General features: G+C 71.5%; 25 protein-coding genes and 1 tRNA gene. 10 read left to right on the forward strand and 16 right to left on the reverse strand.

Features of this window, described 5'->3' with window-relative positions:
* Window positions 1-135 precede the first annotated feature (135 nt).
* Both AB0P07_RS19710 and AB0P07_RS19715 read right to left on the reverse strand, forming a co-directional pair.
* A complete protein-coding gene (locus AB0P07_RS19710; RefSeq protein ID WP_365552237.1) occupies window positions 136-801 on the reverse strand; it encodes an HAD-IA family hydrolase in 666 nt (221 codons plus the stop codon).
* A gap of 201 nt (window positions 802-1,002) precedes the next feature.
* Window positions 1,003-1,584 carry a TMEM165/GDT1 family protein gene (locus AB0P07_RS19715; RefSeq protein ID WP_003976457.1) on the reverse strand — a complete coding sequence of 194 codons (582 nt, stop codon included), beginning with the start codon at window positions 1,582-1,584 and terminating at the stop codon, window positions 1,003-1,005.
* A gap of 502 nt (window positions 1,585-2,086) precedes the next feature.
* Here AB0P07_RS19715 and AB0P07_RS19720 point away from each other — a divergent pair.
* From AB0P07_RS19720 to AB0P07_RS19735, 4 genes are all read left to right on the forward strand, one after another.
* Entirely contained in the window at window positions 2,087-2,731 is a 645-nt protein-coding gene (locus AB0P07_RS19720; protein WP_365552240.1) for an HNH endonuclease family protein, read from the forward strand.
* A gap of 145 nt (window positions 2,732-2,876) precedes the next feature.
* Window positions 2,877-4,583: an alkaline phosphatase D family protein gene (locus tag AB0P07_RS19725; protein ID WP_365552242.1), complete on the forward strand. Its 1,707-nt coding sequence runs from the start codon at window positions 2,877-2,879 to the stop codon at window positions 4,581-4,583.
* 237 nt (window positions 4,584-4,820) lie between these two features.
* The gene (locus AB0P07_RS19730; RefSeq protein ID WP_365552244.1) at window positions 4,821-5,282 is read left to right on the forward strand and encodes a DoxX family protein; all 462 of its coding nucleotides are present in this window, start codon (window positions 4,821-4,823) and stop codon (window positions 5,280-5,282) included.
* A gap of 245 nt (window positions 5,283-5,527) precedes the next feature.
* Window positions 5,528-6,202 carry a VTT domain-containing protein gene (locus AB0P07_RS19735; protein ID WP_365552246.1) on the forward strand — a complete coding sequence of 225 codons (675 nt, stop codon included), beginning with the start codon at window positions 5,528-5,530 and terminating at the stop codon, window positions 6,200-6,202.
* Between the two features lie 80 nt (window positions 6,203-6,282).
* On the opposite strand, the gene AB0P07_RS19740 is transcribed toward AB0P07_RS19735, so the two are convergent.
* On the reverse strand, window positions 6,283-6,516 hold the full coding sequence (locus AB0P07_RS19740; protein ID WP_125632022.1) for a DUF2277 domain-containing protein: 234 nt from the start codon (window positions 6,514-6,516) through the stop codon (window positions 6,283-6,285).
* A gap of 4 nt (window positions 6,517-6,520) precedes the next feature.
* Window positions 6,521-7,054, reverse strand: a complete 534-nt coding sequence (locus tag AB0P07_RS19745; protein ID WP_365552248.1) for a GNAT family N-acetyltransferase — start codon at window positions 7,052-7,054, stop codon at window positions 6,521-6,523.
* 114 nt (window positions 7,055-7,168) lie between these two features.
* Between AB0P07_RS19745 and AB0P07_RS19750 the strand changes: the two genes are divergently transcribed.
* Window positions 7,169-7,525, forward strand: a complete 357-nt coding sequence (locus AB0P07_RS19750) for a hypothetical protein (protein ID WP_365552250.1) — start codon at window positions 7,169-7,171, stop codon at window positions 7,523-7,525.
* A gap of 131 nt (window positions 7,526-7,656) precedes the next feature.
* Here the strand turns inward: AB0P07_RS19750 and AB0P07_RS19755 are convergent.
* Window positions 7,657-7,731 (reverse strand) — tRNA-Val (locus tag AB0P07_RS19755).
* A 235-nt stretch (window positions 7,732-7,966) separates the two neighbouring features.
* Between AB0P07_RS19755 and AB0P07_RS19760 the strand changes: the two genes are divergently transcribed.
* The 3 genes from AB0P07_RS19760 to AB0P07_RS19770 all read left to right on the forward strand — a co-directional run bounded on the left by AB0P07_RS19760 (window position 7,967) and on the right by AB0P07_RS19770 (window position 10,483).
* On the forward strand, window positions 7,967-8,737 hold the full coding sequence (locus tag AB0P07_RS19760) for a DUF4097 family beta strand repeat-containing protein (protein WP_365552252.1): 771 nt from the start codon (window positions 7,967-7,969) through the stop codon (window positions 8,735-8,737).
* A 71-nt stretch (window positions 8,738-8,808) separates the two neighbouring features.
* Complete coding sequence (locus AB0P07_RS19765; protein ID WP_365552254.1) at window positions 8,809-10,212, forward strand: hypothetical protein; 1,404 nt, start codon at window positions 8,809-8,811, stop codon at window positions 10,210-10,212.
* 52 nt (window positions 10,213-10,264) lie between these two features.
* On the forward strand, window positions 10,265-10,483 hold the full coding sequence (locus tag AB0P07_RS19770) for a zinc ribbon domain-containing protein (RefSeq protein WP_164410144.1): 219 nt from the start codon (window positions 10,265-10,267) through the stop codon (window positions 10,481-10,483).
* Window positions 10,484-10,500: 17 nt separating this feature from the next.
* Here AB0P07_RS19770 and AB0P07_RS19775 read toward each other — a convergent pair whose 3' ends face one another.
* Both AB0P07_RS19775 and AB0P07_RS19780 read right to left on the reverse strand, forming a co-directional pair.
* The gene (locus tag AB0P07_RS19775) at window positions 10,501-11,145 is read right to left on the reverse strand and encodes a response regulator transcription factor (protein WP_365552256.1); all 645 of its coding nucleotides are present in this window, start codon (window positions 11,143-11,145) and stop codon (window positions 10,501-10,503) included.
* Window positions 11,136-12,278, reverse strand: coding sequence for a histidine kinase (locus tag AB0P07_RS19780; protein ID WP_365552257.1), 1,143 nt, complete (start codon window positions 12,276-12,278; stop codon window positions 11,136-11,138). The genes AB0P07_RS19775 and AB0P07_RS19780 overlap by 10 nt, the downstream gene beginning before the upstream one ends.
* A 132-nt stretch (window positions 12,279-12,410) precedes the next feature.
* On the opposite strand from AB0P07_RS19780, the gene AB0P07_RS19785 reads away from it, so the two are divergent.
* Window positions 12,411-13,253, forward strand: a complete 843-nt coding sequence (locus AB0P07_RS19785; protein ID WP_365552259.1) for a DedA family protein — start codon at window positions 12,411-12,413, stop codon at window positions 13,251-13,253.
* Here AB0P07_RS19785 and AB0P07_RS19790 read toward each other — a convergent pair.
* From AB0P07_RS19790 to AB0P07_RS19800, 3 genes are all read right to left on the reverse strand, one after another.
* On the reverse strand, window positions 13,171-13,983 hold the full coding sequence (locus tag AB0P07_RS19790; protein ID WP_365552260.1) for an HAD family hydrolase: 813 nt from the start codon (window positions 13,981-13,983) through the stop codon (window positions 13,171-13,173). The genes AB0P07_RS19785 and AB0P07_RS19790 overlap by 83 nt on opposite strands.
* Window positions 13,983-16,532 (reverse strand): phosphoribosyltransferase, encoded by a 2,550-nt coding sequence (locus AB0P07_RS19795; protein ID WP_365552262.1) that lies wholly within the window; start codon window positions 16,530-16,532, stop codon window positions 13,983-13,985. The genes AB0P07_RS19790 and AB0P07_RS19795 overlap by 1 nt, the downstream gene beginning before the upstream one ends.
* A 138-nt stretch (window positions 16,533-16,670) precedes the next feature.
* Complete coding sequence (locus AB0P07_RS19800; protein ID WP_365552264.1) at window positions 16,671-17,837, reverse strand: HpcH/HpaI aldolase/citrate lyase family protein; 1,167 nt, start codon at window positions 17,835-17,837, stop codon at window positions 16,671-16,673.
* A gap of 208 nt (window positions 17,838-18,045) precedes the next feature.
* Here AB0P07_RS19800 and AB0P07_RS19805 point away from each other — a divergent pair, with 208 nt between their 5' ends.
* Window positions 18,046-19,059 carry a TerD family protein gene (locus AB0P07_RS19805; protein WP_365552265.1) on the forward strand — a complete coding sequence of 338 codons (1,014 nt, stop codon included), beginning with the start codon at window positions 18,046-18,048 and terminating at the stop codon, window positions 19,057-19,059.
* A 54-nt stretch (window positions 19,060-19,113) separates the two neighbouring features.
* On the opposite strand, the gene AB0P07_RS19810 is transcribed toward AB0P07_RS19805, so the two are convergent.
* The 6 genes from AB0P07_RS19810 to AB0P07_RS19835 form a co-directional block, all read right to left on the reverse strand.
* Complete coding sequence (locus tag AB0P07_RS19810; RefSeq protein WP_365552267.1) at window positions 19,114-19,851, reverse strand: Tellurium resistance; 738 nt, start codon at window positions 19,849-19,851, stop codon at window positions 19,114-19,116.
* A gap of 150 nt (window positions 19,852-20,001) precedes the next feature.
* Window positions 20,002-21,144 carry a DUF475 domain-containing protein gene (locus AB0P07_RS19815; RefSeq protein ID WP_365552269.1) on the reverse strand — a complete coding sequence of 381 codons (1,143 nt, stop codon included), beginning with the start codon at window positions 21,142-21,144 and terminating at the stop codon, window positions 20,002-20,004.
* A 49-nt stretch (window positions 21,145-21,193) separates the two neighbouring features.
* Window positions 21,194-21,769: a TerD family protein gene (locus AB0P07_RS19820; protein ID WP_365552271.1), complete on the reverse strand. Its 576-nt coding sequence runs from the start codon at window positions 21,767-21,769 to the stop codon at window positions 21,194-21,196.
* 153 nt (window positions 21,770-21,922) lie between these two features.
* Window positions 21,923-22,498, reverse strand: a complete 576-nt coding sequence (locus tag AB0P07_RS19825; protein ID WP_365552273.1) for a calcium homeostasis/redox stress adaptation protein — start codon at window positions 22,496-22,498, stop codon at window positions 21,923-21,925.
* A 165-nt stretch (window positions 22,499-22,663) separates the two neighbouring features.
* Complete coding sequence (locus AB0P07_RS19830; protein ID WP_164410160.1) at window positions 22,664-23,122, reverse strand: peroxiredoxin; 459 nt, start codon at window positions 23,120-23,122, stop codon at window positions 22,664-22,666.
* Window positions 23,123-23,284: 162 nt separating this feature from the next.
* Window positions 23,285-23,722 carry a DUF3052 domain-containing protein gene (locus AB0P07_RS19835; protein WP_007449195.1) on the reverse strand — a complete coding sequence of 146 codons (438 nt, stop codon included), beginning with the start codon at window positions 23,720-23,722 and terminating at the stop codon, window positions 23,285-23,287.
* Window positions 23,723-24,132 lie beyond the last annotated feature (410 nt).

Below are 24,132 nucleotides of genomic sequence, written 5' to 3' on the forward strand. Positions count from 1 at the left end.
AACGAGAGCCGGTCGACGAGAGCCGTACTCTCGACGAGAGCCGTAGACCGGGAGCCGCAGCGCGGGCGCCGGAGCGCGAGGCACCGCGCAGCGAGAGCCGTGGGCGGAGCCGTCAAAGGCTGCCCCGGGCGACGGTCAGCCGATGTGCAGCCGCAGCGACCCGTCCGCGTCGGCCTCGACACGCACCCGCGTCAGATCCTCCACGACCACGTCCGGTCGGTGCAGCCCGGCACGCGGCCCGACCCCGACGACCCGCATGCCGGCGGCGCGCGCGGCCGCGATGCCGGCGCCGGAGTCCTCGAAGGCGACGCAGTCGGCGGGGGCGACGCCCAGTTCGGCGGCGCCCTTGAGGAAGCCCTCGGGGTCGGGCTTGCTGGCGCCGACCGACTCGGCGGTGACCCGGACGTCCGGCTGAGCGAGCCCGGCGGCGGCCATCCGTGCGGTGGACAGGGCCACGTCGGCCGAGGTCACCAGGGCGTGCGGCAGACCGCGCAGCGAGGCGAGGAACTGGGCCGCGCCGGGGATCGCGACGACGCCCTCGGTGTCGGCGGTCTCCTCGGCGAGCATGCGCGCGTTGTCGGCGTGGTTCTGCTCCATGGGCCGGTCCGGCAGCAGCATCGCCATCGAGGCGTAACCCTGCCGTCCGTGGACGACCTTCATCACCTCGTCGCCGTCCAGCCCGTGCCGGTCGGCCCAGCGCCGCCAGACGCGTTCGACGGCGGCGTCCGAGTTGACGAGGGTGCCGTCCATGTCGAGCAGCAGGGCGCGGGCGGGGAGAACGGTGGTGGCGGTGGCCGTCATCGGCAGACTCCAAGGCGCAGGGAGGGAACAAGGCGGCCCCGCCCGCCGGTCAGGGAGAACGGGCGGGAGCCACTTTGTTCATCCACGGTACAAAACAGACCGGGGTTCGCGCCACCGGCGCACGCCGACGGCCCCGAAACGGACCGGCGCTCGCGCCACCGACACCCGCCGCCGGAACCGCCGGAACCCGGTGCTCGCCGCTCAGCCGGCGATCGCCTCCCACAGGCTCCACACGCCGAGGCCCAGCATGAGTACGGCCGCGATCTTCGTGATCAGCCCCAGCGGCACCCGCTTCATCAGGGCCTTTCCACCGACGATGCCGAGCCCGGCCACCGCCCACAGCGCGAGAACCGCACCGAGGCCGACGGAGAGCGGGTCGTCGTAGCGGGCGGCGAGGTTCGCCGTCATGATCTGCGTCAGGTCACCGAACTCGGCGACCAGGATGAGCATGAAGCCCGCCCCGGCGACCTTCCAGAAGGACTGGTCCTCCGGCTTGCGGATCTCCTCGTCCTCGTCGTCCTTCTTCATCAGCAGCACGGCGGCGCCGCCCAGGAACAGCACACCGGTGATCGCGTGCACGAGCTGCTGGGGCAGCAGGGTCAGCACGCTGCCGGCTGCGACCGCGAGCACGACGTGCAGGAGGAAGGCGGCGGCCACGCCCGCGAAGACGTACGAGGCGCGGTAGCGGGTGCCGAGGACGAGGCCGGCGAGCGCGGTCTTGTCCGGCAGTTCGGCGAGGAAGACGACACCGAAGACGAGCGCCGTCACGGTCAGGCTGATCAAGATTCCTCAATCGGTCGGGGCCACCCCACCGAGAGTGCTGGTTGCGCGGACTTCATCCTTTCCGCGACGCGCGACACCTCGGCACGGCAGCACACGGATCCGCCCGTGCCGTACGGCACGGGCGTGCACTGCTTGCCGAAGGTCTCGCTGGCCCGCCCCGCTTGCGAGGCCTGCCTCCGGGCGCCGGCTCAGACGAGCTGAGCAGTATGTCGACGGTCCGGCGAAGAGCTACTCCCCTTCTGCGCCGTCCATAGTACGCGAACCCGCACACGGTCCCGAGGGCCGAAAGTCCCCCGCCGGGATGCGGGGACCGCTCCCGCGCCGTCCGCCACGAGTTCCGCCCCGGCCTCCGCCCCGGGTTCCGTCACGAGTCCCGCCGCACACCTAGACGTGCCATGCACACGTCATTAGCTTCTTACCGACCGCACACCTGTGCGCCATGCGGCGTCGCGAGCATTCCCCTGCTCGCGTCCCAACACCCCCACACCCACAGGGAGTTCGCATGCCGAAGTTCTACGCGCGTCGACGGCTCGGTTTCCTCGCGGCGCTCACCGGGCTCATAGCCTCCGCCGGGCTCCTCAACGGCCCGGCCGCCTCCGCCGCCCTCCCCACGCCGGTCAGCGCCGCCACCGCCCGCACCTACCTGGCCTCCCTCACGGTGGCCACCGAGGACCGCACCGGCTACGACCGCGACCTCTTCCCGCACTGGATCACGCAGTCGGGCACCTGCAACACCCGCGAGACGATCCTCAAGCGCGACGGCACGAACGTCGTCACCAACTCCTCCTGCGCCGCCACCGGCGGCAGCTGGTACTCCCCCTACGACGGCGCCACCTGGTCCGCCTCCTCCGACGTCGACATCGACCATCTCGTACCGCTCGCCGAGGCCTGGGACTCCGGCGCCGACTCCTGGACCACCTCGCGCCGGCAGTCCTTCGCCAACGACCTCACCCGGCCCCAGCTCCTCGCGGTCACCGACAACGTCAACCAGTCCAAGGGCGACCAGGACCCGGCCACGTGGATGCCCTCGCGCAGCGCCTACCGCTGCACGTACGTACGCGCCTGGGTGCAGGTGAAGTACTACTACGACCTCTCGGTCGACTCGGCGGAGAAGTCCGCCCTGCAGGGCTACCTCGCGAACTGCTGACGCCCCGCCCGCCGTCCCCTCCGGCGTTCCTTCCGCTGCCCGTTCGACCCTCCGTCGACATCCGTCGGCCATCCGTTCGGCACGGAACCTCCCCGCCGGCCTCCGTCGTTCCGTACCGTACGGGGCGACGGAGGAGAGGAGCATCATGGCGGGACTGCGCCTGGGCCCACTGCTGAGGTACGCCGACGGTTCGTGCGCGACCGTCTGGGTCGAGACGAGCGGCCCCTGCACCGCCGAGGTGCGGTGCGCCGACGGCGCCCGGGGGACGGCCGACACCTTCCGGGTCGCCGGTCACCACTACGCCCTGGTCCCGGTCGACGGCCTGACGCCGGGCACGGCGACGGAGTACGAGGTGCTCCTCGACGGCGCGAGCGTGTGGCCGCCGCCGGACTCCCGCTTCCCGCCCTCGGTGATCGCCACGCCCACGGACGACGACGGCATGCGCGTCGCCTTCGGCTCCTGCCGCTGGGCCGCGCCACCGGCCGGCGGGAAGGATGCGGTCGGCCCGGACGCACTGGACACCCTCTCCGCCCGCATCGCGGCCGACCCCGGGGGCGCCCGCCCCGACGTACTGCTCCTGCTCGGCGACCAGGTCTACGCCGACGAGGTCTCCGACGCCACGCGCCACTGGATCTCCGGCCGCCGCGACCTGGACCGGCCTCCCGGCGACCAGGTCGCCGACTACGAGGAGTACACCCGCCTCTACTACGAATCATGGCTCGACCCCGAGGTGCGCTGGCTGCTCTCCACCGTGCCCAGTTGCATGATCTTCGACGACCACGACGTCATCGACGACTGGAACACCTCCGCCGCCTGGCTCGCCGACATGCGGGCCACCGACTGGTGGCAGGAGCGGCTGCTGAGCGGGCTGATGTCGTACTGGGTGTACCAGCAGCTGGGCAACCTCTCCCCGGACGAGCTGGCCACCGACCCGCTGTACGCGGCCGTCCGCGAGACCCCCGACGGCACCGCCGCGCTCCGGGCGTTCGCGGCCCGGGCCGACGCCGATCCGGCCTCCGTCCGCTGGAGCTACCGGCGTGACTTCGGCCGTACCCGGCTGCTGATGGTGGACTCCCGCGCGGCCCGCGTCCTGGAGGAGGGCCGCCGCACGATGCTCGACCCCGGCGAGGCCGCCTGGCTGCACGAGCAGATCATGGACGGGCGGGGCGCCGCCGACGGCCCAGGGGACGGGGCCGGAGTCAAGGACGGAGACACGGGTGCGGGGCGTGGCGCCTACGACCACCTGCTCATCGGCACCTCCCTGCCCTGGCTGCTGCCCCACCTGGTGCACGACGTGGAGGCGTGGAACTCGGCGATCTGCGGCGGCGAGCGGGGCGCGCGCTGGGCGCGGCTCGGGGAACGGATCCGGCGCGGGGCCGACCTGGAGCACTGGTCCGCGTTCCCGTCGTCCTTCGCGGCGCTCGGCGACCTGATCGCCGAGGCCGGTACGGGGCCGGGGGCACCCGCGACGGTGAGCGTGCTGTCGGGCGACGTCCACCACGCCTACGTGGCTGAGCCGTCCTGGCCCGGTCGTGCGCCCGACGCGCGGGTGGCCCAGCTGACCTGCTCCCCCGTCCACAACTCCGTGCCGCTCTCGATCCGCCTCGGCTTCCGCTTCGGCTGGAGCGCACCGGCGCGTGCCCTCGGGCGGCGCATCGCCCGGCACGGCCGCTGCGACCCGCCGACGGTGAGCTGGCGCAGGACCGGCGGTCCCTGGTTCGGCAACCAGATCATGACGCTGACCCTGCGGGGCCGGTCGGCGCGACTGCGCCTGGAGCAGGCCCGGGCGAACCGTGACGGTGCGAACGTCCTGCGGGTGATCACGGACCGGGAGCTCGCGCAGCCGGACTGAGGCGGCGTGAGCGAGACGCCGGGTGGGTATGAAATGAGTCACATCGGCGGGGCGCGCGCCGCTCGTGGGAGCGCTCCCACCTGGTCCGCCTGCGGTGAGGTGCCGGTGACCGCGCGTTAAGCTATGGCTAAATGTTGAACTTGCAAGTACTCATTAGGCACACCTAACGTGGGCAGCCCACTCGGTTCCGTCCCCACCGGCCGCACCCGGCCGGCCGACCGGAGGAGCAAACCCCCCATGCCCCGACGCCTCGAAAGCGCCACCGCCCAGCCCTACGTGCTCGGCTTGTTCCGCATAGTCGTCAGCCTGCTCTTCGCCTGCCACGGCGCCGCGTCCCTCTTCGGCGTCCTCGGCGGCGCCGCGGGGTCGGGCGGCACCCTCGACGCGGGCACCTGGCCCGGCTGGTACGCGGCCGTGATCCAGCTGGTCGGCGGCGGCCTCGTCCTGCTGGGCCTCGGCACCCGCCCGGCGGCGGTCATCTGCTCCGGCTCGATGGCCTACGCGTACTTCAAGGTGCACCAGCCCGGCGCCCTGTGGCCGCTGGAGAACGGCGGCGAGGCCCCCGCCATGTTCTGCTGGGCCTTCCTGCTGCTCGCCTTCACCGGTTCCGGCGCCTTCGGCCTGGACCGCCTCCTCTCCCGGCGCTCCTCCGTGCCGGAGGAGTCCACCCCGGAGCGGCAGACACCGGTCGCGGCCTGATCGGACCGCCGCGGCGCTTCCCTTCCCCGCACGCACGGCAGTCCCTCCCCGCACTCGCGGCAGCGGTGCCTCCCGGAAGCGGAGGCACCGCTGCCGTGCGTACGGCGGGCGGAGGCGGGCGCGGGTGACGGCGGTGTGAATGTCCCGCACTGAACACACAAGCCCCCTGTGAACCCTCTGTCACACCCCGGGCGTACGCTGTATGGCTGTCATTGGCCGCTCCTGCCGTCCCCGCGTCTCGCGGCATGGCCCGGCCCACGGGGGAGTATCGGGGAGTAGTGGTGGTCGAGAGTCTGGGAAGCATCGGGTCGCTGGTCAGCAGCCCATGGATCTATGCGCTGGTGGCCGTCTCGGTGCTCCTCGACATCTTCCTGCCGGTGCTGCCGAGCGGGGTCCTGGTGATCACTGCGGCGACGGCCGCGGCCGCCGGTTCTGGCGCGGCGGCCGCGGGACGGGTTCCGCAGGACGTGCCCGACATCCTCGTCCTGACGCTCTGCGCGGCGACCGCCTCCGTCGCCGGTGACCTGGCCGTCTACCGCCTCGCCTGGCGCGGCGGGGCACGGCTGGACCGCGCCATCGCCCGTTCCCGGCGGCTGACCACCGCGCAGGAACGTCTCGGCGGCGCACTCGCCCGCGGCGGCGGCTCCCTCGTCGTCCTGGCCCGCTTCGCCCCGGCCGGCCGCTCCGTCGTCTCACTCGTCGCCGGCGCGGCCCATCGCCGGATCCGCGAGTTCCTCCCCTGGTCGGCTCTCGCCGGGCTGGCCTGGGCCGCCTACAGCGTCGCCCTCGGCTACTTCGGCGGCCAGTGGCTGGGCGCGACCTGGCTGGCGACGGGAGTGTCGCTGGTGGCGCTCTTCGGCGCGGGGGCGGGCGCCGCGTACCTCATGCGCCGCCAGCCGCGCGCGACCGAGGCCTCCTAGGGGCAGACCGCGGCAGAGGCCGCCGTACGGGGAGGGTCTGCGGCAACGGCAGGCCCCGCGCGCGGCAGCGCCGAGCGGCGTCAGGAGGCCCGTCGCGTGCCGGCGCCTCCCCGTATTTCCAGGCCGTCCAGCAGCTCGGCCGTGGCCTCGGCGACGGCCTCGACGGCACGGTCGAAGACCTCCTGGTTGTGCGCGGCCGGCGCGCGGAACCCGGAGACCTTGCGGACGTACTGAAGGGCTGCGGCCCTGATCTCGTCCTCGGTGGCCTCCTCGGCCAGCGCGGGCGGGCGCAGGGTCTTGATGCTGCGGCACATGACGTCAGTCCTGCCTCTCCAGGTCCACGCGCCAGTCGTTCGACCTGATCCAGTGGCCCTTCGGATACTCGAAGTCGACCTGCCCGAGCAGCGTGAACCCGGCCCCTCTGCAGACCGCGTTGGAGGCGGCGTGGTGGGCGCTCGGGAACGCGTGCAGATACCGGTGGGACCCGGCCGCACGAGCCGCCTCCCGTACGGCACGGGCCGCCCGCACGGCCAGCCCCCGCCCCTGGAACTCCGGCAGCACGCCCCACCCGGTCTCCCAGATCCCGGTGTCCCGCCAGGTCCGCTGCCAGAATCCGACGGAGCCGACGGCCTCGCCGCCGTCCGCCAGGGTCACCCGGTACATCCGCCCCGACGCCGGCTCCACGTACCGTCTGTGCCGGACCAGGAGCTGTTCCTCGCTCTCCGGGCCGCCCAGGTGTTCGGTCATCTCCGGGCTGTTGAGCCTGTGCAGCAGCCACAGGTCCTGCTCGGCCCAGGGGACCAGGCTCACCCGCTGCCCTCCCACTCCGGTCCGCTCGTCCAGGCTGTCCATGTCTTCACGGTAGGGCAGGGATCTGACAGTGGGCCCGGGCCGGGGCGCCACCCGTTCGCGTGAACCACAGAAGGGAACGCGCGCCTCAAAATCGAACAGGCGTATCATTGAAGCGTGGCTACGACCTATGATTTCCCCAGTGACCTCCTCGCCGGTCAGGAGGAACTGCATCAGGTCCGGGCCGAGTTGTCGGCCCTGCTGAAGAGACTCCCCTGGTCCGTCGAACCGCTGGAGGGGTTCAGCGACGACACCGGCTGGCGCAAGGTCGAGCGCCCGGCCTCGCCCGGCTGGTCCGCGGACGACCAGGCGGAGGTCGAAAAGCTCCGGCAGCGCGAGCGCGAGCTGGCCGTGTTCGTCAGCACCCATCGCTACTGGTCGGAGATAACCGGCCCCGACCAAGTGCGCGCCCGGTCGGAACTGAAACGCGCCCATGAGGCCCCGCTCCCGCGCACCCCGCCCGGGCCCGCCTGAGGAACGTCGCCCGGCGCTTCTCGCGGACCTGCGCTTCTGACGGGCCTCGTCCCGGCGAGACGGCACGACCGCACGCGGAAGGCCCCCGGAAGAACTCCGGGGGCCTTCGCACCGACGTACGGCGCCGGTCCTGGTGGGCGCGGACGGTTTCGAACCGCCGACATCCTGCTTGTAAGGCAGGCGCTCTACCCCTGAGCTACGCACCCAGGACGAGTCGACAGCCTACATGGCCCGGGGCGCTGCCCGGCAAACGCGTTCAGGCGGTGCTCCGGCCGGGGGGACGGGGCCGGGGGGTTAACCCCACCCCGAATCCGGTAGCGGCCCGGATCCCGGCGGGGGCCCGGCCTCCGTACCGTCGAAGAGCCTCGCCGAACGGGGGCGTCCGCCACCGCGGAAGGCCCGGGCGCGGCACCTCGTCGTCCGTTCCAGGGGGAGACCGTCATGCCTGCCCGTACCGTTCCCGTCCGCGCGTTCGCCGCCGCCGGCGCCGTCGCCTTTCTCGTCGCGGGCCTGAGTGCCTGCGCCTCCGCCGCGGACGACAAGGACCCCGAGCACCGGTCGTTCGCCCTCCCGGGCCGTACGCTCACCGTCGACTCCGACGACTCCGCCCTGGAGCTCGTCGCCTCCGACGACCACGCGTCCGGCAAGATCGAGGTCACCCGGTGGTTCTCCGGGTCGGTCGCCGTCGGTTCGGAACCCGAGGTGACCTGGAAGATGGACGGCGACCGGCTGGTGCTGCGGATGCACTGCTCCGGCGTGGTCGCCAACTGTGCGGCCAAGCACCGCATCGAGGTGCCGCGCGGCGTGGCCGTGAAGGTGAGGGACGGGGACGGCAGCGTGCGGGCGAGCGGGTTCGAGGACGCGCTGAACATCCGTACCGGCGACGGCTCCGTGCACGTCACCGACTCCTCCGGGCCGCTGGAGCTGCGTACCGACGACGGTTCCGTGCGTGCCGCCGTCTCCTCCCGGCAGGTGAAGGCGCACACCGGCGACGGTTCGGTCCGGCTCGACCTCGGCACCGTCCCGGACCAGGTGGAGTCCCGCACGAGCGACGGCTCCGTGACGATCTCACTGCCCCGGGCCACGTACAAGGTGTCCACCGACACCGGTGACGGCGCGGTCGACGTGTCCGTGCCCACCGACGACGCCAGCGCGCACGTGGTCGACGCCCGGTCCGGTGACGGCAAAATCACCGTCCGAACCGCGAACTGACCGGCCCGTGTGTTCGTCCTCAACGGGTGGGAGAATGAACCCGGGCAGGACGGACGACACGGGAGAGTGATGTGACGGCGACGCCATCGCAGCCGTACCCGCCGATGGCGGTGCGCGCCCAGCGCCTGCCGCACCACTCCCGCCGCCGGGCGCCCGGTGCGGTCCGCGAAGCGATCACCCTGATGGGCCTGCCGCTGCTCGCCGTCCTCGCGCTGCCCGCCGCGTTCGCCGGGGGCGGCACCCGGCGGTGGTTCGGCGGGCGGGCCGAGAGTCAGCGGGCGGAGGCCCAGACCGCGAAGGACGACGCGGCCGCCGCCTTCTACGAGCTGGACACCGCCCAGCGGGACCTGCGGATCTCGATAGAGACGATCGCCGCCGTCGACTCCTCCCCCGCCGCCCGCCGCGCGGTCACCGACTTCGAGGCCCTCGGCCGGCGCATCGACGAGGTCAGCCACCAGTACATCAGCGCCGTCGACGCCCACGATCTGGACCGGGACGACCTGGAGGCGTCCGCCGCCTCCCGCGCCCGCACCGAACTGACCGCCGCCAAGACCGAGCTGGGCCGGGTCAAGCAGGAACTGGACCGCTTCGCCGAGGGCCTCGGCCCTCTCCTCGGCAAGGCCGAGACCCAGTTGGCCCGGCTGGCACCGGCCGTGGAGCGCGCCCGGCAGGCCCTGCTCGCCGCCTCCAACGCCCTGGACGCCGCGCGAGGATCCGGACTGAAGGCGGACGACCTCGCCACCCGTCTCGCCACCCTCGGCCCGGAGCTGACCCGGCTGAACCAGGGCGCGGGACAGCACGGAGTACCCCAGACCCTCGAGCGGGCCGAACGCGTCACCCGGGAGGCCGAGGCGGTCCGCGCCGAGGCGGAACGCCTGCCCGAGCGCGCCGCCGAGATCGACCACCGCCTGGTCTCCCTGCGCACCCGCGCCCAGGCCCTGACCACCCGGACCGGGCAGGTCGAGCCGGTGCTCAGCGAGCTGCGGCGCCGCTTCACCGCCGCCTGCTGGCAGGACCTCCAGCACGTGCCGGAGCAGGCCACCGAATCGGTCCGGCAGGCCGAGCGGAAACTGGCCGAGGCACGGACCGCCCGCGACGAACAGCGCTGGCCCGACGCGACCGCCCTGCTGTCGACGGTACGGGCGCTGCTGAACTCGACCGACGAGGCCGTCTCGGCGGCCGGCGACCGGCTGCGGCAGCTGAACGCCGTGCAGAAGGACCCGCAGCAGGAGATCGAGCGCACCCGCTTCGCCGTCCGCGACGCCCAGCGCCTGGCCATGGCCGGGCGCAACACCCCCGAGCCCCGTCACGCGCGCCCGTTGGACGACGCCGTGGCCCGGCTGGAGCGGGCGGCCACCACGCTGGAGGGCCGGCACCCGGACTACTGGCACTTCCTGACGGAGACGGAAGCGGTCCGGCAGACGGTGGCCCACGTGGTCGCGCAGATCCGCGAGGAACGCGGCACCGGTCACTGACCGCCTCGGACGACTGGGGGCACCGGCCGACCTTGCCGGTTAACCTGTGCGCATGCCTCGCTACGAGTACCGCTGCCGGAGCTGCGGCGACACCTTCGAACTGAGCCGTCCCATGGCCGAGTCCTCCGCCCCCGCCGCCTGCCCGGCGGGTCACGACGACACGGTGAAGCTGCTGTCGACGGTCGCGGTCGGCGGCTCGGCTTCCGCGTCCGCGCCGGCGCCCTCGTCGGGTGGCGGCGGGGGCTGCTGCGGCGGGGGCTGCTGCGGCTGAGGCCCGCTCTTCTCGGCTCAGCTCCCCAGATAGCGCAGCACCGCCAGCACCCTGCGTGAATAACCTTCACCTCCCGTCAGCTCCAGCTTGTCGAAGATCGCGTTGGCGTGCTTCTCCACGGCGCTCTGCGAGATGTGCAGCCGCCGTGCGATCGCCGCGTTGGTGTGGCCCTGCGCCATCTCGGCCAGCACGTCCCGCTCCCGTACGGTGAGCCGGGCGAGCAGGTCGGTGTGCGTCGTACGGCCGAGCAGCTGACGGACGACCTCCGGGTCGAAGGCGGCGCGTCCGGCAGCGACCCGCTCCAGCGCGTCGAGGAATTCGTCGACCTGGACCACACGGTCCTTGAGCAGGTAACCGACTCCTTCCGTGTCCCCGGTGAGTAATTCGGTCGCGTATCGCTTCTCGACGTACTGCGACAGCACCAGCACTCCGACCCGCGGCCACCGCTCGCGTATCTCCAGGGCCGCGCGCAGGCCCTCGTCCGTGTGCGTGGGCGGCATCCGGACGTCGGCGACGACCACGTCCGGCGGGTCCTCGGCTACCGCCTTGAGCAGCAGTTCGGCATTGCCCACGGCCGCGACGACCTCGTGGCCCTCCTCCGCCAGCAACCGCACCAGCCCCTCCCTCAGCAGGGTCGAGTCCTCGGCGAGCATCAGCCGCATGGCCACTCCGCGGCCACGAGGGTCGGCCCTCCCGGCGGGCTGACCACGCTGAGGCTGCCGTCGAGAGCGGCGACGCGCCGGGCGAGGCCGAACAGTCCGCTGCCGGCGGCGTTCGCCCCGCCACAGCCGTCGTCCTGCACACTCACGTACATCCGTTCCTCCTCCACTCTGACGGCGACGCTTATGCGGGTCGGCGCCGCGTGTTTGACCGCGTTCGTGACCGCCTCGCAGACCACGAAGTACGCGACGGTCGCCACGGCCTGCTCGGGCTCCTCGGTGAGCTCGTACACGACTCCCACCGGCACCGACGCCCGCTCGGCGACCGTCTCCAGGGCCGCGCGCAGCCCCGCCTCGTCCAGCGTGGTCGGGTAGATCCGCCACGCCACCTCGCGCAGCTCGTCCAGGGCTCGGCGGCTCTCGTCGTGCGCCTGGCCCAGCAGCCGGTCCCGGCGGTCGGCGTCCTGACTGCGGCGGGCCCGGCCGAGGAGCATGCCGAGGGCGACGAGACGCTGCTGCACACCGTCGTGCAGGTCTCGCTCGATGCGGCGCCGTTCGTCGTTCACCGCGTCCACCACCGCGGCGCGGCTGGCGGACAGCTCGGCAATCCGTCGCTCCAGCTCCTCCTGGTGGCGAGGGCCGAGGAAGTGCCGTGCCAGCTGCCCCTCCAGTCCCACCACACCGAATATTCCCTGCACGGCGAGGAACACGAGGAAGAGGCCGCCCAGACTGCCCAGGACCAGCGAACCGGGATTGCGTATGCCGTCCAGCAGGAGCCAGCCGTACACCCCGAAGGTGCCGTACGCCAGGCCGACGGCGGCCGTCAGCATCACGACCCCGCCCAGCACGCCCAGGGCCCAGTGGCAGGCGACGTACCGCAGCACCCGCACGTCCTCGTACGCGGGCGTGACGCGGAGGTCGAGCCACATCCGCAGCCGGCCCCGCTCCAGCTCCGCCAGGATCCGCGCGCCCGCGAGGATCGGCCGCAGTACCGCACGGCGCCCCTCCGGCCAGGCCGCAACCGGCAGCAGGACCACTCCGGCCAGCAGGGCGAAGAGCAGCTCGACGGCGGCCGTGGCGGTCCCCATGATGAGGCCCACCCCGCACCGCAGTACACGTCGCGCCATGTCTCGCATGATCGCGAGGCTAGTCCGGCGCGTCAGCAGCGCACACTGCGGAAAACCGCAATTCTCGCCTGCGGTGCACCGCATTCGATCCTGCGGTCTTCCTCAGGGTCCCTTCAGCCGCGGTTTTCTAGCGTGGTCGTCATGACAGCCATCGCAGCGCAGTCGGCCGCGGACAGCGGCGCGGCCCCGCAGTGGATCAACGACCTCATGGACGCCCTCGGCGCGCCGGGTGCCGGCCTCGCCATCGCTCTGGAGAATCTCTTTCCTCCGCTGCCGAGCGAGGTGATCCTTCCGCTCGCCGGGTTCGCCGCGAGCTCCGGCCGGATGAACCTGATCGCCGTCCTGCTGTGGACGACGGCGGGTTCGGTGATCGGCGCGCTCGCCCTGTACGGGATCGGTGCCCTGCTCGGCCGGGACCGCACGGTGGCGATAGCGGGGAAGCTGCCGCTGGTGAAGGTGTCCGACATAGAGAAGACGGAGGCCTGGTTCCTCAAGCACGGGACGAAGGCCGTGTTCTTCGGCCGGATGATCCCCATCTTCCGCAGTCTGATCTCCGTCCCCGCGGGTGTCGAGCGAATGCGGCTGCCCGTCTTCCTCGCCCTGACGACGCTGGGCAGCGCCATCTGGAACACAGTGTTCGTCCTCGCCGGCTATGCGCTGGGGGACAACTGGTCCGAGGTCTCGGGGATAGCCTCCACCTACTCGAAGGTGATCCTCGCCGCGGCCGCCCTGGCGCTGCTGGTCTTCGTCGGCATGCGGCTGCTGCGGCCGGGGGCCGGCCACCGCAGGCGGGGCCACGGGGGCGACGGGCGGCAGGACATACGGCCGCCGGCCGACGACGACGGCCGCCCCGGCACTGGGGACGGTGCCGAGGGCGGGGCCGGAGGCCCGGACGGCGGGTTCAGCGAGCCCGGCTCGACGCGCGCAGGAACTCCCGGAGGATCCGCTCACCGGCCAGGACGCCGCGCTCGGGCAAGGCGCTGATCGTCGGAGCCGTCCACCCGGAGTCGGCCAGCTCGCCGTGGCCCGGACGCCAGCCGCGGTCGGCGGCGAGAAGCAGGTCGGCGTCGAGAAGCGAGTCACCGGCGGCGAGGGTGAGTTCGGCACCGGTACGACGTGCTACTTCGTGCACGGCGGCGCTCTTGGTGAGCGGCTTGGGGACAGCGTAGATCTTGCGGCCCTGGAGTGACACGGTCCAGCCGCGGTTCTCGGCCCAGACTGCGAGTTCCTTCACCCAGTCCTGGGGCAGCAGATCGCGTTCGACCACCAGGTAGGCGAAGAGGTCCTCGGCGACCCGGTGCTTGCGTACCCACAGCGGGTCGGCCGTGCTCGCCAGGTGATCGCGGACCTCGGCCAGCGAGGCGCATTCGTCGGCCAGCCGTGCGGTCACCTGTGCGTGCCAGCCGGGGTCGGAGACCCCGTCCACCAGGAGGTGGCCGCCGTTCGCACAGATCGCGTACTTCGGGGCGGGGCCGGGGAGGTTGATCCGCTGGTACTGCTTGCGGGTCCGGGTGGTGGTCGGCACGAAGACCGCCGTGTCACCGAGGTCGGTCAGCAGTTGGGCAGCGGTCTCGGTCATGTAGGAGAGGGGTCTGCTCTCGTAGACCTCCACGCACAGCAGACGGGGCGCCCTCAGGTCGGGCATGGTCAGTGCGAGTGCGGCGGCGGAGTAGATGAGCGTGCGATCGAGGTCGCTGGCGACGAGCACCGGCATCAGAGCGTCACCGCCTTGCCGTCGGCGCCGGTGGCGCCCCGCGTGTACTGGGGGTGGATCAGCCCGACGCAGGTGTAGGGAAGGTCGGTGACCTCCTCCACGGGTACGCCCCGCTGCTCGGCCAGCAGACGGACGTGGTCCAGGTCGGCGCCGGCCCCGGCGCGGGCCAGCACCTTCCACGGGACCCGGCGCAGCATGACACGCGTGGTCTCGCCGACGCCGGGCTTGACGAGGTTCACGTCGTGGATGCCGTACTCCTCGCTGATGCGCTCGACGGCGGCCCAGCCCTCCCAGGTGGGCGTGCGGTCGGCGGAGAGGAGGTCCTTGACGTGGGCGTCGACCGACTCCGTGACGTCCGGGAAGCGGGCGGAGACGGCGTCCAGGAAGGCCGGTGACAGGTCGGCGCCGACGAGTTCGCGGTAGAACTTCGCGCCGTGGAAGTCGTGCGGGCCGACCAGGTCGGCGCGGAGCACGGTGCGGGATATCAGGCCGGAAACCGTGGAGTTGAGGCAGGCCGAGGGGATGAGGAAGTCGTCACGCGTGCCGTAGGTGCGCACGCAGGAGCCGGGGTCGGCCAGTACGGCGATCTCCGGGTCGAAGCCGGTGACACCGTCCGAGACCTCGAAGTCGCTCAGGGCGGCGGCGAGTTCGCGGGTGATGGCACCCTTGCCGGTCCAGCCGTCGACGAAGACGACGTCGGCGGGGTCGTGGTGGTCGGCCAGCCAGCGCAGGGCGTTGGCGTCGATGCCCCGGCCCCGGACGATCGACACCGCGTAGTGAGGGAGGTCGAGACCATGACGGAACTGCGCCCAACGGCGCATCAGAACGCCGACGGGTGTGCCCGCCCGGGCGAGCGAGACCAGGACGGGGCGGGGCGACCGCTCCGTGAGCACGACCTCGGTGACGGCGCCGACGGCGCGCGCCAGCCGGGCGGCGGACGACTCCAGCGCCGCGTGGAACAGCTCCTGATACTGCTCGCTGGGCTGGTACTCCACGGGCAGCGACTCGGCGTAGTGCGCGCCGCCGCTCTGGATCGCCTCCTCGCGCTCCTCGGTCGGCGCCTCCAGGGTCACGTCGGAGAGGTCCTGGAGCAGCCAGCCGACCTCGTCGGGCGCGTACGAGGAGAATGCGGGGCCGCGCAGCGGCTCGGGCAGCATGGGGGGCCTTTCTGGCGCTTGCGGGTCGGGCGAGGCGGGCGGGACGTACGACGGGACGACCACGAGCAGGACGTGGGGGACGTGGGCGGCGAGCCGGGCGGCGAGTCCGTCCGGGGCGTGCAGCGCGGGGGTGTCGGCGGCCGAGTCGACGACGGCGATCACGGCGTCGAAGCCGGCGCCCGCGACGTTGTAGGCGTAGCGCTCGCCGGGGCCGTCGGCCGGGTCGTCGTGCGCGGGGAAGACCAGGCGGGTGCGTATGGCGTAGCCGGGGTCGTCGACGGCGAGGACGGGAGAGCGGGTGGTGGTGGAGTAGCGCACGTCGACGTCGCCGCCGGCGGCCTGCTCCAGCGCTTGGGCCAGGCGAAGGGGGGCGTACATGAGCTCCTCGAAGCCGAGGACGAGCACGCGCCGGGCCCGGGCGGGCAGTGCGTCGGCGATGCGTGCCGCCATGCCGGGCAGGGCGCTCTCCAGCCGGTCCCGGTCCGCGGCGGTGAACCCGTGCCGCCCGCCGTCGGGCACGTCGTGGGGCCAGCGCAGATCGATGCGCTCGACGGAGCCGGGCGAGGCGGCCCCGGGGCTTCCGCCGGTCGGCCCCGGGGCCGGTTCCGTCGTGGGTTCCGTCGTCGGTTCCGTGGCCGGGTCGGCGGTCGGTGCCTCGTACCGGGCGACCAGTTCCTGTCCCTTCTCCAGCACGCCCGGCGGCAGCCGGACGGTGCCGGAAGCGGTGGTCACCAGATCGACGCGGGCGCCGATCTCACCGGCGAAGGTCTCCAGCCGGCCGGCGTCGGCGGGCGAGCGCATGTCGACGAGGGCCACCACCACGTACCGCTTGCGGGGGTAGCGCTCGTGCAGGGCGCGGATCGTGTTGAGCACCGTGTTGCCGGTGGAGAACTCGTCGTCGACGAGGACCATCGGCCCGTGACCGGCCAGCAGCGCCGGGTCCTGCGGCAGCAGGAGGTGGGAGGTCGCGTGCGAGTGGGATTCCTCGAAGCCGCCCGCCCGGGCGACTCCGGCGACCGCACGACGGGTGGAGTGCAGGTACGGGGCGGAGCCCAGGCCGTCGGCGACGGAGTGGCCGAGTCCGGTGGCTGTCTCCGCGTAGCCGAGGACGACCGCGCGTTCGGCCGCCTCGGCGCCGAGCAGTTCGCGGACGCGCCGGCCGAGGGCGACGCCGTGGCCGTACACGACGGAGGGCGACTGCGGCACGTGTTTGCCGAGCACGTTGGAGACGAGCAGGTGCGCCCGCTTGGGGTTGCGGCGCAGGGCGAGCCCCAAAAGGCCGGTCAGGGCCTCGTCGCCGGCGAGTTCGACGCCGAGCCGCTCGGCGACCCAGCTGCCGGACCAGACTCCGGACTCCCCCTCGTCGTGCGCGACGTGCGCCCTCTCGGTCATGTACTCGTGCCTCCCGTGGTCCGCCGCGGCGTGGGGCCGGGCGTCGGTCTTGGATTCCTTGCGTGCGGCGTCCGGCGTCCGGTCGCACCGCGTCCGCTCACTCGGCGTTCGGGCGCCTCGCGTTCGGACGCCCCGCCCTCAGTCGGACAGGCCGGCGGCGAGCAGTTCCACGAAGCCGATGTCCTCGTTCGCCACCCCGAAGACCTCGGCGCGCAGCAGGGTCCGCTCGGCCCAGGCGCGGTGGGGCTTCACCTCGTTCATCTTGTTGGTGTAGGCGGACCGCATCACGCCTCCGCCGCACCGTTCGGGCCGCAGGATGTCCTGGGCGTCGCTGAACTCCTCGTGGCTGACCACGGACAGCGCGTGCACGGGGAGTACGTGCGAGGGGTGGATGCAGGTCTTGCCCAGCAGGCCGTTGGCCCGGTCCAGGGAGATCTCGCGCAGCAGGCCGTCCATGGAGTGCTCGATGAGCTTCTGGCGCAGTTCGACGGCCTGTCCCTCGAGGAAGGGGCTCTGCCGCAGTTGCGGTTTGAACATGCGTTCCTGGACGCGGAAGTACTCCCACACGGGCCCGGTCACCGTGAATCCGGTGCCGTCGGCGCGGGCGAGCATGTTGACCACGTCGGCGATCACGGAGGCGACGATCTGGACGTCGTAGGCCGTCATGTCGGGGCCTCTGCGCAGCCCGTAGGAGGCGCAGAAGTCGGTCACGCCGAGCCGCAGCGCCAGCACGCGGTCCCGGTACTTGTCGACCGCGCGGAAGATCCCCTCCAGCGTCTGCACCCGGGACTCCCGGTACAGCAGGTCGGGGGACTCCAGCACGGGCATGGCGAAGAGCCTGCGGCCGCTGGATGCCTCGGCGGCGGAGAGTGCCTCCAGGAAGGGCATGCCGCGTTCCTCGGTGAACTTCGGCAGCACGAATCCGGACAGCAGCCGCACGGCGGGGCCCAGACGCCGCACGAGCTCGGGTATCTGCTCGGGGACGCGGACCCGGATGAAGAGGAGGGGGACGGCGATGTCCGACCGTTCCGCCAGGTCCGTGAGGTGACGGACGAGGTTCGCCTCGCCGACGGGCACGTCTGCGTCGTCGATCGAGTCCTCCAGGCACAGCACCATCGACACCAGCCCTCGCGCACCCTGCTTCAGGATGTCGTCGGCGAGGTTCGGCCGGGTGGCCGGGCTGTAGAGCGTGGCCCCCAGTGCGGCGGACAGCACCCGGGCCGGGGAGTCCGCGGTGAAGGAACAGGGCTCCTGGTGAAAGAGACGCTTCCGCACAGCAGGGGCTATATGTCCGAAATGATGCATTGAAACTCCCCCGTGGTGTCTGGGCAACCTGTGAATCGACGAAAGGTGGCCGGTAATAGTACGTACGTATCCATGTCGCAGGTTCCCATCGGGCATGAATTCCAGGTAACCCGGCCGTGTCGGCGACGGCGACCCGGGGCGCGTGGACAGGAGCCGAGTACCCGCCCCCGCGTTGTCGTGACCAGGACCGAGAGGGCAGGATGACGGCATGACGCACGCGATGCTGAAGGGGTCGAACGTCCCGCTGCAAGCCACCACGGTACGCGCCGTGCTGCGCTGGACTCCTGGACAGGGGGTTCCCGACGTCGACGCCTCCGCACTGCTGCTGGGGCCGGACGACCGTGTGCGTTCCGACGAGGACTTCGTCTTCTACAACCAGCCCCGGCATCCCTCCGGCCAGGTCTGGCGGCTCGGCAAGAAGCGGGTCGCCGAGGGTCTGACCGACACGATCCAGACAGATCTCTCCGGCGTCGAGCCCTCCGTGGGCCGGATCCTGCTGATCGCCTCGGCGGACGGCGTCACCTTCGACCGGATCACCTCGCTGCGCATCCTGCTGTACGACGCCGCGGCCGCCGACGCCGAACCGCTCGCCCACTTCGACGTCAAGCCGGAGACGGGCCAGGAGACGGCGCTGATCTGCGGCGAGCTGTACCGGCGCGGGGAGGTGTGGAAGTTCCGGGCGCTGGGCGAGGGCTACTCCAACGGGCTCAAGGGCCTGGCGACCGACTTCGGCATCTCGGTGGACGAGTCGGAGGGCTCCGACGACCCCGTGTCGGCCCCCCGGCCCGAACCGGTTCCGCCGGCCCCCGCCCCGTCCGCTCCGTCCCAGTCCGCGCCCGAGCACCCCACGCCGGCCCGGTCCGTGCCGGCCCAGCCCGCCTCCGCCCAGCCCGCGTCCGCTCCGCCGGTGGTCGGCCCCGAGCAGCCGACAGCCGTGCAGCCCCTCCCGGGGGCCTCTCGGCCACTGCCGCCGGAGCAGCCCACCGGGGTGCCGGCACAGCCCGCGTACGGCTATCCGCAGCAGCCCGCGGCGGCCCAGCCCTCCCCCGGATATCCCCCGGCGGCGGCGGCCGGCCGGCCCGGGTACGGGTATCCGCAGGCGCCGGCCACGGCCGGAGTCACCGGAGCGCAGTCCGGTTACGGCTATCCGCAGCCGGTCACCGGGGCGCCCGATCCGGACTTCCGGCTGCCCCCGCAGGGACCGCAGTTCCTCGGCCGGTAGCCGTCCCGGCCGGGAGGCACGGACACGGGAGGCGTCGGCGGCCCGGTCGCGGGCTCAGCGCTCCGCCTTGCTCTTGTGCCCCCGACCCCATTGCAGTCCCCACCCGTAGAGCCGGTCCAGTTCGCCCTGGAAGCCGTAGACGAATTTCACCTCGCGGCGGACGAGGATCTCGTCCTTGACGTTCTCGATCATCACCACGGCGCAGGACCGGGCCTGCGGGTGGCGTTCGTCGAGGCCGATCTCGATGCGCGGCCCGTTGCTCGGGTAGAGCGTGACGACGGCGTGGGTCCGGTCGAAGGCGGGGGTCTGGTCGTAGATGTAGGCGAAGAGCAGCAGGCGCTTGATGGCGTCCCTGTGGTCGAAGTTGATGTAGATCGTCTCGCCCGAGGCGGAGCCGAAGCGGTCGTCGCCGCTGAGCTTGACGTAGGGCGGGGCGTTGACGTCACCCAGGAAGCCGCCGAGCGGCTGCACCACCCCGCGGGTGCCGTCCTGGAGTTCGTAGAGGCAGCCGAGGTCGAGGTCGACGTTGACCATGCTCCGGCTGTGCCCGACGACCTCGGGGGGCTTGAGCGCCTTGAAGGGGTGCCGCAGCAGGCTCTCCCGCTGGACGCCCGAGATGTCGGAGGTCCGCATCCGCCAGGACAGGTTGACGCGGAGGTTGCCGGTCGCCGCGCCCTGCTTGGTCAGAGAGACCTGGCTGTGCCGTTTGGTCAGCTGTATGGAGTTGGTCGCCGCGCTGCCCGAGTCGAACTCGGACTCGCGGCCGCGCCACAGCCCGTCCAAGAAGCCCATTCCCGCCCCACCTTCGCGTCACCGCCGACGGGGCGGCCCCGAGGAGTCGTCCTCGTCGGCCGCCCCGCTCGAAGCGTTCCTCGTCCGGGCCGGGTTCACACCAGGGGCGCGGGCGCACCGGGGGCGCACCCCGGCCCGGGACCAGGGATTTCACACCCCGGAGGAGACCTCCGCCTTCTCCTGGTCGCCGTCTCCCCCGGCCGCCGCCTGTGCGCGGTTGCGGCGCACCGAGGACCAGAAGGACCAGGCGATCAGGATGACGCCGACCAGGCCGGTGATGATCTCGTGGATCTCGTACTGGATGGTGACCAGCAGGATGATGGAGAGGGCGCCGATGGCGTAGTGGGCGCCGTGCTCCAGGTAGACGTAGTCGTCGAGGGTGCCCTGGCGGACCAGGTAGACCGTGAGCGATCGGACGTACATGGCGCCGATGCCGAGGCCGAGGGCCATCAGGACGATGTCGTTGGTGATGGCGAAGGCGCCGATGACGCCGTCGAAGGAGAACGACGCGTCGAGGACCTCGAGGTAGAGGAACATGAAGAACGCGGCCTTGCCGGCCAGTTTGACGGCCGACTTGGGCTTGCCGGTACGCGCTGCCGCTTCTTCCTCCTCGTGCTCGCGTTCCTCCTCCTCTTCGAGTTTGTCCTCGAAGTAGCCGGAGAGACCGCCGACGATCATGTAGGTGATCAGTCCCGCGATGCCGGCGAGCAGGACCGTCTCCGCCTTGTCGGCATGGGCGCCGCCGTGCTGGTGGGCGTGGGCACCGAAGGTGATCGCGGAGACGAGCAGCACGATCAGGGCGATGCAGACCGACAGCATGTCGACCTTGCCGAGCTTGGCCAGCGGGCGCTCCAGCCAGGCCAGCCACTTGATGTCCCGGTCCTCGAAGATGAAGTCGAGGAAGATCATCAGCAGGAACATGCCACCGAACGCGGCGATCGACGGATGGGCGTCCGTCACCAGCTCCTGATAGCGGTCCTTGTCGGTGAGCGCGAGGTCGACGGCCTCGATCGGCCCGAGCTGGGCGCTGATCGCCACGATCACGACCGGGAAAACCAGGCGCATGCCGAACACGGCGATCAGGATGCCGACGGTGAGGAAGATCTTCTGCCAGAAGGCATTCATCTTCTTCAGGATCCCGGCGTTGACCACCGCGTTGTCGAAGGACAGCGAGATCTCCAGGATGGAGAGGATCGCGACAATGCCGAAGGCGGTCCACCCCCCGTAGAAGACCGCCGCGACCAGACCGAGCGCGGTGACCGCGAACGACCAGCCGAAGGTTCTCAGAAGCACTGGCTACCCAATCGTGTGTGTACGGGGCTCCCCCGCGCCGTACTCGGCTTTACGAAACGTTGACTCCGAAGTCTAGAGCGATGCCGCGAAGCCCCGACGCGTACCCCTGCCCCACTGCACGGAACTTCCACTCGCCCTGGTAGCGGTAGAGCTCGCCGAAGATCATCGCGGTCTCCGTGGAGGCGTCCTCGCTGAGGTCGTAACGAGCCAGTTCCTGGCCGTCGGCCTGGTTGACGACCCGGATGAAGGCGTTGCTGACCTGGCCGAAGGTCTGGCCGCGCTCGTCGGCCATGTGGATCGAGACCGGGAAGACGATCTTGTCGCAGTGGGCCGGGACCTTGGGGAGGTCGACCAGCAGCGACTCGTCGTCGCCGTCGCCCTCGCCGGTGAGGTTGTCGCCGGTGTGCTCGATCGAGCCGTCCGGGCTCTTGAGCTGGTTGTAGAAGACGAACCACTCGTCGCCGAGCACCCGGCCGCTGCTGCACACGAGTGCGCTCGCGTCGAGGTCGAAGGGTGCTCCGGTGGTGGAACGCGCGTCCCAGCCGAGCCCGACCAGTACCTGTGTGAGGTTCGGTGCGGCCTTGGACAGGGAGACGTTGCCGCCCTTGGCAAGCGTGACGCCCATGGTGATGGTCCCTCCCCGGGTGATGATTCTTGGGTTTCCTGCGCGTCCGGCGCCGCACGTGAACCGTGCGGCGCCGGACGTATCGAGACCGTGGCCTCGCCGGACGATCGAGGCCGTCGTCCCAGCCGTTCAGTCGCTCGGACGCTCAGTCACTCAGACGTTCACGCCGAAGTCCTGCGCGATGCCGCGCAGGCCGGAGGCGTAGCCCTGGCCGATGGCGCGGAACTTCCACTCCGCACCGTGCCGGTACAGCTCGCCGAAGACCATGGCGGTCTCCGTGGAGGCGTCCTCGCTCAGGTCGTAGCGGGCGATCTCGGCCTCGCCGGCCTGGTTGACGACGCGGATGAACGCGTTGCGGACCTGGCCGAAGGACTGCTGGCGGTTCTCGGCCTCGTAGATGGAGACCGGGAAGACGATCTTCTCGATGTCGGCGGGCACGCCGGCGAGGTTGATCTTGATCTGCTCGTCGTCGCCCTCGCCCTCACCGGTGAGGTTGTCACCGGTGTGCTCGACCGAGCCGTCCGGGCTCTTCAGGTTGTTGAAGAAGATGAAGTGCGCGTCGCTGGCGACCTTGCCGGCGCTGTTCAGCAGCAGCGCGCTGGCGTCGAGGTCGAAGTCGGTGCCGGTCGTGGTGCGGATGTCCCACCCCAGACCGACGATGACCGCGGTCAGGCCGGGGGCCTCCTTGGTCAGCGATACGTTGCCGCCCTTGCTGAGGCTGACTCCCACGAGTCCTCCATTGGTGTCCAGGGGCGGGGTGCCCCGTAGTGCGTGGATATCGGATCAACGAGTCGATCCTAGTGACGGGTTCCCGCCCCCCGCAGTCCCCGGAGCCGACAAATCACGTGGTGTCGGCACGGGGGACCGGCACCCGGCGTCGGCGGCGGGCGCCGCTCACAGGGTGTCGAGCGCCTTCACGTACTCGGTCAGGTCACGGGCGTCCGGCAGGCCGTTGACCACGGTCCAGCGCACGACGCCCTCCTGGTCGATGATGAAGGTGCCGCGGACGGCGCAACCCTTGTCCTCGTCGAAGACGCCGTAGGCGCGCGAGACGTTGCCGTGCGGCCAGAAGTCGGAGAGCAGCGGGTACTCCAGGCCCTCCTGCTCGGCGAAGACCCGCAGGGTGTGGATGGAGTCGTTGGAGACGGCGAGCACCTGGGTGTCCCGGTCGGAGAACTGCGGCAGGTTGTCGCGGACCTCGCACAGCTCGCCCGTGCACACACCGGTGAAGGCGAAGGGGTAGAAGAGCAGCACGACGTTCTTGCGGCCGCGGAACTCGGACAGCCGGACGGTCGCGCCGTGGTTGTCCTTGAGCTCGAAGTCGGGGGCCTTGTCGCCGACCTGGATCGCCATGTGCCGTTCGTCCCTTCGTCGGGAGATCTCCGCAGGGGGATCTCCGTGGGTGATTCGCTGGAAACACCCTACGCAGGGACGGTCGGGTCCCGCGGACGGGCCGACAGCGGTCGGCTGCCGGTCCGTCCGGGGTCCGGTTCGTCTCGTCGCGGAGCCTTGCGGCTACCGCTTGGACTTGGCGGCCTTGGGCGTCGCCAGCCGGCTGCCGCTCCAGTCCTTGCCGACGCTGACGCTCTTGGACGCCGTCAGTCCGGCGGTCGTGGAGGCCTCCGAGATGTCACTGGCCTCGACGTACCCGTCACGGCCGGTCTTCGGCGTGAGAAGGAGGATCGACCCGCCCTCTTCGATGTACGTGGTGGCATCCACCAGCGCATCCGTCAGGTCGCCGTCGTCGTCACGGAACCACAGCACGACGGCATCGGCCACGTCCTCGTAGTCCTCGTCCACCAGCTCGCCCTCGACGGCGCCCTCAATGGCCTCGCGGAGCTCCTGGTCGACGTCGTCGTCGTAGCCGATCTCCTGGACCACCTGCCCGGGCTGGAAACCCAGCCTGGCGGCAGGGTTCGTCCGCTCCTCCGCGTGGTCCGCGGTCGCGCTCACGGGTTGCCTCCTGATCATGTTTCGGTAGATGTCTTGGGCCTCGCGCGTGCGCGAAGCTTGGCCGTAGTCCACACGGGCGGGACGGATCGCGCAAGTACCCGGCGTCTGGGACCGCCGAAACGGTGACGATCCCGGCCGTGTCGCCGCAACTCCAGCCATGCCGTCCAGCCCGAAGGTGACGTACACCACACCTATCTGCCCCGTTTGCGTATTTGGGAACCATGTGTGGGTACGAGACTCGAATGAACGTGCCCCCGATCCTCACGGGAAGACCGGTTACCCCACGGTACAGATGACGATCGCCCCCGCGAGGTAGACGATGGGGAACCAGCGGGGGAATCGGCGCAGACACCCGGGGAGGAACCGGGAAGCAACCCGGGGAGAAACCCGGAAATCGGCCCTCTGACAGC

The sequence above is a fragment of the Streptomyces sp. NPDC085944 genome, from assembly GCF_040686295.1.
Lineage (GTDB): Bacteria > Actinomycetota > Actinomycetes > Streptomycetales > Streptomycetaceae > Streptomyces > Streptomyces salinarius.

What these genes read in the sequence shown, in the direction of transcription:
- AB0P07_RS19710 (WP_365552237.1), bottom strand. Translation starts at nt 801, where the DNA reads ATGACGGCCACCGCCACCACCGTTCTCCCCGCCCGCGCCCTGCTGCTC.
- AB0P07_RS19720 (WP_365552240.1), top strand. Translation starts at nt 2,087, where the DNA reads ATGCCGAAGTTCTACGCGCGTCGACGGCTCGGTTTCCTCGCGGCGCTC.
- AB0P07_RS19725 (WP_365552242.1), top strand. Translation starts at nt 2,877, where the DNA reads ATGGCGGGACTGCGCCTGGGCCCACTGCTGAGGTACGCCGACGGTTCG.
- AB0P07_RS19730 (WP_365552244.1), top strand. Translation starts at nt 4,821, where the DNA reads ATGCCCCGACGCCTCGAAAGCGCCACCGCCCAGCCCTACGTGCTCGGC.
- AB0P07_RS19735 (WP_365552246.1), top strand. Translation starts at nt 5,528, where the DNA reads ATGGCCCGGCCCACGGGGGAGTATCGGGGAGTAGTGGTGGTCGAGAGT.
- AB0P07_RS19740 (WP_125632022.1), bottom strand. Translation starts at nt 6,516, where the DNA reads ATGTGCCGCAGCATCAAGACCCTGCGCCCGCCCGCGCTGGCCGAGGAG.
- AB0P07_RS19745 (WP_365552248.1), bottom strand. Translation starts at nt 7,054, where the DNA reads ATGGACAGCCTGGACGAGCGGACCGGAGTGGGAGGGCAGCGGGTGAGC.
- AB0P07_RS19760 (WP_365552252.1), top strand. Translation starts at nt 7,967, where the DNA reads ATGCCTGCCCGTACCGTTCCCGTCCGCGCGTTCGCCGCCGCCGGCGCC.
- AB0P07_RS19770 (WP_164410144.1), top strand. Translation starts at nt 10,265, where the DNA reads ATGCCTCGCTACGAGTACCGCTGCCGGAGCTGCGGCGACACCTTCGAA.
- AB0P07_RS19775 (WP_365552256.1), bottom strand. Translation starts at nt 11,145, where the DNA reads ATGCGGCTGATGCTCGCCGAGGACTCGACCCTGCTGAGGGAGGGGCTG.
- AB0P07_RS19780 (WP_365552257.1), bottom strand. Translation starts at nt 12,278, where the DNA reads ATGCGAGACATGGCGCGACGTGTACTGCGGTGCGGGGTGGGCCTCATC.
- AB0P07_RS19785 (WP_365552259.1), top strand. Translation starts at nt 12,411, where the DNA reads ATGACAGCCATCGCAGCGCAGTCGGCCGCGGACAGCGGCGCGGCCCCG.
- AB0P07_RS19790 (WP_365552260.1), bottom strand. Translation starts at nt 13,983, where the DNA reads ATGCCGGTGCTCGTCGCCAGCGACCTCGATCGCACGCTCATCTACTCC.
- AB0P07_RS19795 (WP_365552262.1), bottom strand. Translation starts at nt 16,532, where the DNA reads ATGACCGAGAGGGCGCACGTCGCGCACGACGAGGGGGAGTCCGGAGTC.
- AB0P07_RS19800 (WP_365552264.1), bottom strand. Translation starts at nt 17,837, where the DNA reads ATGCATCATTTCGGACATATAGCCCCTGCTGTGCGGAAGCGTCTCTTT.
- AB0P07_RS19805 (WP_365552265.1), top strand. Translation starts at nt 18,046, where the DNA reads ATGACGCACGCGATGCTGAAGGGGTCGAACGTCCCGCTGCAAGCCACC.
- AB0P07_RS19810 (WP_365552267.1), bottom strand. Translation starts at nt 19,851, where the DNA reads ATGGGCTTCTTGGACGGGCTGTGGCGCGGCCGCGAGTCCGAGTTCGAC.
- AB0P07_RS19820 (WP_365552271.1), bottom strand. Translation starts at nt 21,769, where the DNA reads ATGGGCGTCACGCTTGCCAAGGGCGGCAACGTCTCCCTGTCCAAGGCC.
- AB0P07_RS19830 (WP_164410160.1), bottom strand. Translation starts at nt 23,122, where the DNA reads ATGGCGATCCAGGTCGGCGACAAGGCCCCCGACTTCGAGCTCAAGGAC.